Here is a 10,632-nt window from a genome sequence, read left to right on the forward strand (position 1 = left end):
GCCGCTGAAGCCGCCGCCGCCACCGCTGCGGAACCCACCGCCGCCGCCGAAGCCACCGCCACCAAAGCTACTGCCGCCGCCAAAGCCGCCCGAATCACCGCCGCCGAAGCCGCCCGAGTCGCCGCCGAATTCGTCGCGCTTGTCGCGGCCACGTCCGCCACGATTGCCGCGGCCACCCTTGTCGAAACTCATAACCCTGTTCGTCTTCCGTCGTCCGCGCCATTCACCAGCGAGGCACCCGGCATCGGACGATCGCCGCGGTTCCTCCGGCGCGAACCCTTCTGCGCCATGACAATCGACATAGCGCAATCCTGCAAGCCGGGCGAGACCAAAAAATGACCCTGTCAACAGCCGCCGCACGATGCTTGCCAGGGCGTTGCCCGAACGGCACAGATGATCGGTGGCCGCCCTCTCCAGCCTCGTCGCCAGCCCTGCCGCCTGGGCCGCGCTCGCCACGCTGGTGGTGATGGAGGTGGTGCTCGGCATCGACAACCTGCTGTTCATCGCCTTGCTGACCAACAAGCTGCCAGAGGCGAACCGCGCGCGCATCCGCCGGCTGGGCATCGCGCTGGCGCTGGTGCTGCGGCTGGTGCTGCTGTCGGGGATCGCGTGGCTGGCGGGACTGACGACACCGATCATCGATCTGGGCCTGTCGGGACCGCCCGGCCCGCATGGCGAGCCGACCTTCGAGACGGCGCTGTCCTGGCGCGACCTGATCCTGATCGCCGGCGGGCTGTTCCTGGTGTGGAAGGCGACCGGCGAGATCCACACGGTGATGAGCGGCGAGGAGCCGCATGGCGACGCGCGCGTGGCCGGCCAGCCGATCCTGTCGGCGACGAGCGCGATCGTTCAGATCCTGGCGCTCGATATGGTGTTCTCGATCGACTCGATCCTGACCGCGGTCGGCATGACCGACCAGCTGCCGATCATGATGGCGGCGGTGGTGATCGCGGTCGGGGTGATGATGATGGCCGCCGGCCCGGTGTCGGCGTTCATCGCCCGCAACCCGACGGTGGTGATGCTGGCGCTCGCCTTTCTGCTGATGATCGGGCTGGTGCTGATCGCCGACGGCTTCGGCGTGCATGTGCCCAAGGGCTATATCTATGCGGCGATGGCGTTCGCGGCGCTGGTCGAGACGCTCAACATCGCCGCCCGCCGCCGCAAGGCCAGCCAGTGAGTCGCGGCCATTGAGTGGAACCCGCCGCCGGTCTAGGGCGCGACGATGACCGTTCACCTGCATCAGGAAGATATTCCCGCTGACATCTTCGCCCCTGGCGCGACGATCGCGGTCGATACCGAGACGATGGGGCTCATCACCCCGCGCGACCGGCTGTGCGTCGTCCAGCTGTCGGACGGCGGCCCCGACGAGCATCTGGTGCGCTTCAACGCCGGCAGCGACTATGCCGCGCCCGAGCTGAAGGCACTGCTCGCCGATCCGGCGCGGCTGAAGCTCTATCATTTCGGGCGGTTCGACGTTGCCGCGCTCCAGCATTATCTCGGGGTCGTCGCCGCGCCGATCTGGGACACCAAGATCGCCTCGCGGCTGGTGCGCACCTATACCGACCGCCATGGCCTCAAGGAACTGGTGCGCGAGTTGCTGAACCAGGATGTGTCCAAGGCGCAGCAATCCTCCGACTGGGGATCGCCCGAGCTGTCGGACGCGCAGAAGGACTATGCCGCCTCAGACGTGCGCTTCCTCCACCGGCTCAAGGATGAATTGGAGCGACGGCTGGTGCGCGAAGGGCGGATGGTGCTGGCGCAGGCGTGCTTCGACTTCCTGCCGTCGCGCGCCGCGCTCGATCTTGCCGGCTGGCCCGAGATCGATGTCTTCGCTCATGCGTGAGTCTGTGTCGCGGTACCGGCCTGCTCCCCCACCCGGCCGCCCACAGCGTATCTTGGATGGGCGGCCGGGTGGGGGAGCGGGCCGGCACCGCCTGCCGAAGGCCAACAGATATGTCTGAGGCCGCTCGCCGCGTCCGGTCGGCGCGCCAGGTCTGGGCGTTGCCGGGCAGCGCCCACGATCGGCTGATCACGACGCTTAAGATCGGGCTGCCGATCGGCATCGGCGTGTTGGGTGCCTTCCTCGTCACCGCGCCGCTGACCGCGACCGGCGACGTGTCGTTCGTGCTCGACAAGCACAAGGTCGATGTCGCCCATGAGCGCCTGCGCATCCAGGCAGCGCAATATCGCGGCGAGGACGGCAAGGGCCAGCCCTTCACCCTCGACGCCAAGTCGGCGGTCCAGAAGAGCTCGGCCGAGCCGGTGGTGCAGATCGCCGGCCTGGCTGCCGGCATCCGGCTCGCCGACGGGCCGGCGCGGCTGATTGCCAACAACGGCCGCTACGACATGGGCACGCAGCAGGTGGCGATCGAAGGGCCGATCGCGATCAAGGGCCCGCGCGGCTACTCGCTCGACACCCATGACGGCACGTTCGACCTCAAGGCGCGCACCCTCGCCAGCGGCTCGGCGGTGACCGGCACGGTGACGCAGGGCGCGTTCAGCGCCGACCGGATGCTCGCCGACCTCGCGAACCGCACGGTGACGCTCGACGGCCATGCCCACTTGCGGATCGTCCCGCACCGGGCGAGATAGCGACCATGCGCTTCCTGATCCTGCCGCTGCTGCTGACCGCGATTCCTGCCGCCGCGCAGCAGCGCCACGACACCAACGCGCCGATCAGCTTCGACGCCGGCCATATCGAATTGCAGGACAAGGCCAACCGGGCGCTGCTGTCGGGCAAGGTCGCGGTGAAGCAGTCGGAGATGACGCTCAACGCCGAGCGGGTGACGGTCGCCTATACCGGCCAGGTCGTCGACGGCAGCCCGCAGGTGTCGCGGATGGATGCCAGCGGCGGCGTCGTCGTCACCCGCCCCGACCAGGCGGCGCGCGGCCAGTACGCGATCTACGACCTCAACAGCCGCGTCATCACCATGCTGGGTGCGGTGACGCTGACGCAGGGGACCAACACCGTGCGCGGCGGGCGGCTGACCATCAACCTCGACACCGGCCGCGCCGTCGTCGACGGGTCGGCGGTGAGCAGCGGTGCGGCAACCGGCGGCGTCACCCAGAGCGGCGGGCGCGTATCCGGCACCTTCTCGGTTCCCAAGCGCAACTGATCGCGCGCGGCTTTATGTCGCAGCTTCGTGCCGATTGCCGCGTTATGCATATTTCCTGCCAACCGGTGATGCGGTAACCTTCCGCTAACCAATATTTGCGAGGCCTGCCCGCATGGACGCTCCGCTTGCCGACACCCTCGACTCCATCGAGCCGATCATCGAGGCTCCAATCGACGACGGGCTCCAGGTCGTCTCGATCGCCAAGAGCTATGACAAGCGCGCCGTCCTGACCGACGTGTCGGTGTCGGTCGGGCGCGGCGAGGTGATCGGGCTGCTCGGTCCCAATGGTGCCGGCAAGACGACCTGCTTCTATTCGGTGATGGGGCTGGTGAAGCCCGATGCCGGCCGGATCATGCTTGACGGACACGACATCACCGGCCTGCCGATGTACCGCCGCGCGATCCTGGGGCTCGGCTATCTGCCGCAGGAGACCAGCATCTTCCGCGGGCTGACGATCGAGAAGAACATTATGACGGTGCTCGAACTCGCCGAACCCGACCGGGCGGCGCGGGAGCGCAAGCTGGAAACGCTGCTGAGCGACTTCGGCCTGACGCGCCTCCGCACCGCGCCTGCGATGGGGCTGTCGGGCGGGGAGCGGCGGCGTGCCGAGATCGCCCGCGCATTGGCGGCCGAGCCGTCGATCATGCTGCTCGACGAGCCCTTCGCCGGCATCGACCCGATCTCGATCGCCGACATCCGCGACCTGGTGAAGGACCTGAAGCGCCGCGACATCGGCGTCCTTATCACCGACCACAATGTCCGCGAGACGCTCGAGATCGTCGACCGCGCCTACATCATCTATGACGGCCGCGTGCTGTTCAGCGGCAGCCCCGCAGAGCTGGTCGCCGACGCCAACGTTCGCCGCCTGTACCTGGGCGAGGGGTTCTCGTTGTAGGGCGATGGCGGAGCTTCGCCCCTTCCTCCCCTCTCCCACCGAGAGAGGGGCAAGCCGCGGAGCGGCGCGGGGTGAGGGTGAGCGCGCAACCATCGTTACCCTCACCCTTCCGGCGCTGCGCGCATCCTCCCTCTCCCAACGGGAGAGGAATAGGTGAGCCTCGCCCCCCGCCTCGACCTGCGCCAGACCCAGTCGCTGGTGATGACGCCGCAGTTGCAGCAGGCGATCAAGCTGCTGGCGCTCTCCAACCTCGAGATCGAAGGCGTGATCGCCGAGGAGATCGAGAAGAACCCGCTGCTCGCCACGGTGCGCGAGGATGAAGGGAGCGCCCCCGCGAGGCCCGAACCTGTGGCCGAACGGACCGAAACCGACGCACTGGTCGGCGGCACGGCAAGCCCCGACGAGCCGGCGCTCGACCTCGACTACGCGACGGAAAGCCACCAGGCGGACAGCGTCGCCGATGGCGGCGGCGGCTTAGACGGCTCGCTGTCGGGCGGCGCGCGGTCGCTGGGCGAGGACGGCCCCGATCTCGACGCCTTCGCCAACCCGGACCTCTCGCTGGCCGACCACCTGATGACGCAGGCGGGCGCGGCGTTCAGCGACGCCGACCGCTTCGTCGCTGCCCACCTGATCGACCAGATCGACGAAGCGGGGTATCTCACCGCCTCGCTGCTCGACATCGCCACCCGGCTCGGCGTGCCGCTCGTCCGGGTCGAGGCGGTGCTGGCGACGGTGCAGACCTTCGACCCCACCGGAGTCGGCGCGCGCGACCTGGCCGAGTGTCTGACGCTGCAGGCCAAGGAGGCCGATCGCTACGATCCCTGCATGGCGCGGCTGCTCGTCAATCTCGACCTGCTCGCACGCGGCGACCTCGCGCGGCTGAAGCGCATCTGCGCCGTCGATGACGAGGACATGGCCGACATGATCCGCGAGCTGCGCGGTTACGACCCCAAGCCCGGCTGCCGCTTCGGCGGCGCGCCCTGCCAGACGGTGGTGCCCGACGTCTTCGTGGCCCGCACCCGCGGTGGCTGGTCGGTGGAACTCAACGCCGCGACCCTGCCCCGCGTACTGGTTGACCGCCGCTATCATGCGCAACTCGGAGCTGGGGCAAGCGACAAGGCGTCCAAGGCGTGGCTAGGCGACATGCTCGCCAGCGCCAACTGGCTGGTCAAGGCGCTCGACCAGCGCCAGCGCACCATCGTCAAGGTCGCGACCGAGATCGTCCGCCAGCAGGAGGCGTTCTTTCTCCACGGCGTCGCCCATCTGAAGCCGATGACGCTGGCGCGTGTCGCCGAGGCGATCGAGATGCATGAGTCGACCGTCAGCCGCGTCACCTCCAACAAATACCTGTCCTGCGCGCGCGGGCTGTTCGAGCTGAAATATTTCTTCACCTCGGCAATTGCCGCGGCGGACGGCGGCGAGGCGGTGTCGGCGGCAGCGGTGAAGAGCGCCATCCGCGCGCTGATCGCCGGCGAGGGTAACGGCATCCTGTCCGACGACACGTTGGTCGAGCGGCTCCAGGCCAAGGGCTTCGACATCGCCCGGCGCACGGTCGCCAAGTATCGCGAGGCGATGGGGATCGGCAGCTCGGTCCAGCGCCGCCGCGCCCGCGCCCTGGAAGGGGCCTGAGCGACCGCCGTGTGACGCGCTTTTCACTTCAGCGGCGACACTAACGGTTGCAATGCCGCCGCCCGCGACGCCATCTAGGCGGGATGCTGCGGCAATATGAACTGGTCGATCGGGTCCTGGACTATGACCCCGCCGCCGACGAGGCGCTGCTCAACCGCGCCTATGTCTTCTCGGTCAACGCGCATGGGACGCAGAAGCGCGCGTCGGGGGACCCTTATTTCAGTCACCCGATCGAGGTGGCGGGTATCCTGACCGAGCTGCACCTCGACGACGAGACGATCGCCACCGCGATCCTGCACGACACGGTCGAGGACACCGTCGCCACCCCGCAGGAGATCGACCGGCTGTTCGGCAGCAACGTCGCCCGGCTGGTCGATGGCGTTACCAAGCTGTCCAAGATCGAGGCGCAGACCGACACCGAGCGCGCCGCCGAGAACCTGCGCAAGTTCCTGCTGGCGATGTCCGACGACATCCGCGTTCTGCTGGTGAAGCTTGCCGACCGCCTGCATAACATGCGCACGCTGCACTTTATCGCCAAGCCGGAGAAGCGCCGCCGCATCGCTCGCGAGACGATGGACATCTACGCTCCCCTCGCCGAGCGGATCGGCATGTACGAGTTCATGAAGGAGATGCAGACGCTCGCCTTCGCGCAGCTGGAGCCGGAGGCGTACGAGTCGATCACCCGCCGGCTCGACCAGCTCAAGCAGGGGGGTGGCGACCGGATCGCCAAGATCGCGTCAGGCCTGACGCTGCTTCTGCGCCGTGCCGGGCTCGACGCCGAGGTGTCGGGGCGCGAGAAGCATCCCTATTCGATCTGGCGCAAGATGCAGGAGCGTCACATCAGCTTCGAGCAGCTCTCCGACGTGATGGCGTTCCGCGTCGTCGTGCCGAGCGTCGAGGAATGTTACCGCACGCTGGGCGTCATCCATGGCCGCTGGCCGATGGTGCCGGGGCGGTTCAAGGATTACGTCTCAACGCCCAAGCGCAACGGCTATCGCTCGCTCCACACCAGCGTCATCCACAGCGACAATGCGCGCATCGAGGTGCAGATCAGGACGCCGGAGATGCACGCCGAGGCCGAGTTCGGGTTGGCCGCGCACTGGGCTTACAAGGAGGGCAAGCCGCGCGCCGACCCGGTCGGCAACGGCCGCCACAGCTGGATCGCCGACCTGGTCGAGATCCTCGACACCGCCGCCAGCCCGGAGGAGCTGCTCGAACATACCCGCATGGCGATGTATGCCGACCGCATCTTCGCGTTCACGCCCAAGGGCGAGCTGATCCAGCTGCCCAAAGGCGCGACGCCGATCGACTTCGCCTATGCCGTCCACACCGACCTCGGCGACCAGACGGTGGGGGCCAAGGTCAACGGCCGCGTCGTACCGCTGCGCACACCGATCGAGAACGGCGATCAGGTGCAGATTCTGCGCTCCAAGGGGCAGGAGCCGCAGCCGGGCTGGCTGACCTTCGCCATTACCGGCAAGGCGCTGGCCGCGATCCGCCGTCATCTGCGCGGCAAGGAACGCGAGGAGAGCGTGAGGCTCGGCCGCAAGCTGTACGACGACATCGTCGCACGGCTGCCGGCGAGCCTCGCCCATGACGCGCTGCCCCACACGCTGCAGCGGCTGAAGCTCGCCGACGAGGCGGCGCTGATGATCGCGATCGCGCGGCGCACCCTGCCCGACGCGGCGGTGATGGAGGCGCTGATGCCCGGCTCGACCGGGGCCGATGTCGCCCACGCGCTGGCACCGCAGTCGAGCGCGATCTCGATCAAGGGGCTGACCCCCGGCGTCGCCTATGACCTCGCCACCTGCTGCCATCCGGTGCCGGGCGACCGCATCGTCGGGCTGCGCCGGCCCGATGCGGGGATCGAGGTCCACACGATTGACTGCAAGCTGCTCGGCGACCTTGCCGAGCGCACCGACAGCGAGACCGACTGGATCGACATCGCCTGGGGCGACAAGATCGCGGGCGCGGTGGCGCGCGTCCAGGTCGAGGTGAAGAACCAGCCGGGCGCGCTCGGGCTGCTCGCGACCGTGATCGGCGCGCACAAGGCCAACATCATCAACCTGCGCCTCGACAGCCGCGACACCAGCGTCCACACCAACGTCATCGACGTTGAGGTCCATGACCTTCACCAGCTGATGCGCCTCATCGCTGCGCTGCGCGCTGCCGATGTCGTCAACGCGGTCGAGCGGGTCTGAGGCACATTCCAAGGTGACGAGGCCGCTCGCGGTGGGTAATCAGCGGGCCATGCAGCGCCCGGCCCTGTCGATCGTCATCCCCTGCTACAACGAGGCGGATTGCCTGGCGACGCTCCACGCCCGGGTCGCGGCGGCGGCGCGGGCGGCGGTAGGCGAGGATTTCGAGATCCTGCTGATCAACGACGGGTCGCGCGACGACAGTTGGCGGATCATGCAGCGGCTGAGCGAGGACGATCCGCATCTGGTGGCGATCAACCTGTCGCGCAATCACGGCCATCAACTGGCGCTGACCGCCGGGCTCGACCTGTGCATCGGCGAGCAGGTGCTGATCATCGACGCTGACCTTCAGGACCCGCCGGAACTGCTGACCGACATGCGCCGGACGATGGCGGAGCAGGAGGCGGACGTGGTCTATGCCGTGCGCCGCAAGCGGGCCGGCGAGACGCTGTTCAAGCGGGTGACGGCGGCGGTGTTCTACCGCCTGCTCGACCGGCTGACCGACACCACCATCCCGCTCGACACCGGCGACTTCCGGCTGATGAGCCGGCGCGCGCTCGATGCGTTGCTGTCCTTGCCCGAGCAGGCGCGCTTCATCCGCGGCATGGTCGCCTGGATCGGCTTTCGCCAGGTGCCCTTCGCCTATGATCGCGCCGAGCGCCATGCGGGCGAGACCAACTATCCGATCGGCAAGATGGTGCGGCTCGCGCTCGACGCGGTGACCGGCTTCTCGACCGCGCCGCTGCGGTTCGCCAGCCATGCCTCGGTGATGCTGGCGGGGGCGTCGCTGCTGCTGCTCTTCTATATCGGTTGGGGCTATTTTCGCGGGTCGCCGGTGCAGGGCTGGACGTCGACGATGCTGGTCGTCGTGGTGCTGAGCGCGATCCAGATGTTCGTGCTCGGCATGATCGGCGAGTATCTTGGCCGGCTCTACGTCGAATCGAAGCGGCGGCCCCTGTATCTCGTCGCCGACGTCGCCGGGCAGGTGCGCGGCCGCGCCAGCCTGGGGTTCAAGGCCGGGCAGGACTAGCCGATGGCCACCGCCAGCCTGTCCTCCGGCAAGGGTCATCGGGACGAGAACTTCCCGGTGGCGAGCTGGCTGCTCGCCAGGCGTCACCGCGCGCCGGTGATAGCCTTCTACCGCTTCGCCCGCGCCGCCGACGACCTCGCCGACCACGAGACCGCGCCGGCGGCGGAGAAGCTGCGCCAGCTCGCCGCGATGCGCCGCGGCCTGGACGGGGCGAGCGGCGGCGCGGCGGAGGCGTTGGCGTTGCGCGAGGTGCTCGACGACGCAGGCTTGAGCGACGTTCATGCGCGGGACCTGCTCGACGCGTTCGAACAGGATGTGACGGTCAACCGCTATGCCGACTGGGCCGGGCTGATCGATTATTGCCGGCGGTCGGCGATGCCGGTCGGTCGCTTCGTCCTCGATGTGCATGGCGAGGATCGCGCCGCCACCTGGCCGGCGTCGGATGCGCTGTGCGCGGCGTTGCAGATCGTCAATCACCTCCAGGATTGCGGCAAGGATTACCGCGAGCTCGACCGCGTCTACCTGCCCGCCGACGTGATCGCCGCCGCCGGCGCGCGGATCGACGATCTGGGCGCTGCCAAGGCTTCGCCAGCGCTGCTCGCCACGATCCGCGATGCCGCGCGTCGTACGCGCGCACTGTTGGTCGAGAGCGCGCCCTTTGCAGGGCTGATCCGCGACCGCCGCCTCGCGGCCGAGGTTGCGGTGATCCAGCGGCTGGCCGAGGACCTGACGGAGCGGCTGCTGACGCGCGATCCGCTTAGCGAGCGCGTCCACCACCGCGCGCCCGAGGCGCTTCGGCTCGCCGCCGGCCCGGCGCTGCGCCAACTGGTCAGGCGGCGATGAACCGCAAAAACACTCCCGCCCAGCTGCAGGGCACAGCTTCGGGCAGCAGCTTCTACGCGGGGATGCGCGTGCTCCCCAAGGCGGAACGCGAGGCGATGTACGCCATCTATGCCTTTTGCCGCGCGGTCGACGACATCGCCGACGACCAGCATGGCGACCGTAGCGACCGGGCCGGCCAGCTGGACGCCTGGCGCGCCGACATCGCCTCGCTCTACGCCGGCGGACCGCCCGGCCGCGCGGCGCTGGTAGCAGAGGCGGTGCATCGCTTCGGGCTCCTCAAGGTCGATTTCGATGCGGTAATCGACGGCATGGCGATGGACGTCGCCGGTGATATCCGCTGGCCGCCCGCCGCCGAGCTGGACCTGTATTGCGACCGCGTCGCCTCCGCGGTCGGGCGGCTGTCGGTGCGCGTGTTCGGGATGGACGAGGCACCGGGGCGGGCGCTCGCCTATCATTTGGGCCGCGCGCTCCAGCTCACCAACATCCTGCGCGACATCGACGAGGATGCGGGTATCGGCCGTGTCTACCTGCCGCTGGAGGGACTGACCGGAGCCGGCATCGCCCTCACCACCCCCGCCGAGGTGACCGCCGACCCGCGCATCGACGCAGTGGCGCGGGCGATGGCGGCGGAGGCGGACGGGCATTATGTCCAGGCACGCGCGATCCTGGCGCGGCGGCCGCACGGCCATCTGCTCGCGCCGCGGCTGATGGCGACGGCCTATGGCAAGGTGCTGGCGCGGATGAAGGCGGTCGGCTGGCAGGCACCGCGCCACCGCGTGAGGGTGTCCAAGCTGGGGCTGGTCTGGACCGCGTTGCGGCTTAGCCTGGCGCGCTGACCGCCGCATGAGGTTCGCGCGGGCGACGGTCGCCGGAGCCGGCCTCGCCGGCCTGTCGGCAGCGGTGGCGCTGGTCCGCGCCGGG

Annotated in this window: 10 protein-coding genes and 1 pseudogene; all 11 read left to right on the plus strand. The window is 68.9% G+C overall.

The window, feature by feature from the left end; all coding sequences use genetic code 11:
* Positions 1 to 339, plus strand: a pseudogene (locus tag HUU96_RS05205) (hypothetical protein); the annotation flags it as partial.
* Positions 340 to 400: 61 nt separating this feature from the next.
* A complete protein-coding gene (locus HUU96_RS05210) occupies positions 401 to 1,177 on the plus strand; it encodes a TerC family protein (RefSeq protein ID WP_254605016.1) in 777 nt (258 codons plus the stop codon).
* Between the two features lie 45 nt (positions 1,178 to 1,222).
* On the plus strand, positions 1,223 to 1,843 hold the full coding sequence (locus HUU96_RS05215) for a ribonuclease D (protein ID WP_174291794.1): 621 nt from the start codon (positions 1,223 to 1,225) through the stop codon (positions 1,841 to 1,843).
* 110 nt (positions 1,844 to 1,953) lie between these two features.
* Positions 1,954 to 2,592, plus strand: coding sequence for an LPS export ABC transporter periplasmic protein LptC (locus tag HUU96_RS05220; protein ID WP_174291795.1), 639 nt, complete (start codon positions 1,954 to 1,956; stop codon positions 2,590 to 2,592).
* Positions 2,593 to 2,597: 5 nt separating this feature from the next.
* Complete coding sequence (locus HUU96_RS05225; RefSeq protein ID WP_174291796.1) at positions 2,598 to 3,116, plus strand: LptA/OstA family protein; 519 nt, start codon at positions 2,598 to 2,600, stop codon at positions 3,114 to 3,116.
* A 112-nt stretch (positions 3,117 to 3,228) separates the two neighbouring features.
* A complete protein-coding gene (lptB, locus tag HUU96_RS05230) occupies positions 3,229 to 4,011 on the plus strand; it encodes an LPS export ABC transporter ATP-binding protein (RefSeq protein WP_174291797.1) in 783 nt (260 codons plus the stop codon).
* A gap of 153 nt (positions 4,012 to 4,164) precedes the next feature.
* On the plus strand, positions 4,165 to 5,640 hold the full coding sequence (gene rpoN, locus HUU96_RS05235) for an RNA polymerase factor sigma-54 (RefSeq protein WP_174291798.1): 1,476 nt from the start codon (positions 4,165 to 4,167) through the stop codon (positions 5,638 to 5,640).
* An 83-nt stretch (positions 5,641 to 5,723) separates the two neighbouring features.
* A complete protein-coding gene (locus tag HUU96_RS05240; RefSeq protein ID WP_174291799.1) occupies positions 5,724 to 7,841 on the plus strand; it encodes a RelA/SpoT family protein in 2,118 nt (705 codons plus the stop codon).
* 49 nt (positions 7,842 to 7,890) lie between these two features.
* Entirely contained in the window at positions 7,891 to 8,868 is a 978-nt protein-coding gene (locus HUU96_RS05245) for a glycosyltransferase family 2 protein (protein WP_174291800.1), read from the plus strand.
* Positions 8,869 to 8,871: 3 nt separating this feature from the next.
* Positions 8,872 to 9,711 (plus strand): squalene synthase HpnC, encoded by an 840-nt coding sequence (hpnC, locus tag HUU96_RS05250; protein WP_174291801.1) that lies wholly within the window; start codon positions 8,872 to 8,874, stop codon positions 9,709 to 9,711.
* Positions 9,708 to 10,547, plus strand: a complete 840-nt coding sequence (hpnD, locus tag HUU96_RS05255) for a presqualene diphosphate synthase HpnD (protein WP_174291802.1) — start codon at positions 9,708 to 9,710, stop codon at positions 10,545 to 10,547. Before hpnC ends, hpnD begins: the two co-directional genes overlap by 4 nt.
* Positions 10,548 to 10,632 lie beyond the last annotated feature (85 nt).

The organism is Sphingomonas bacterium (genome assembly GCF_903644135.1).
Lineage (GTDB): Bacteria > Pseudomonadota > Alphaproteobacteria > Sphingomonadales > Sphingomonadaceae > Sphingomonas.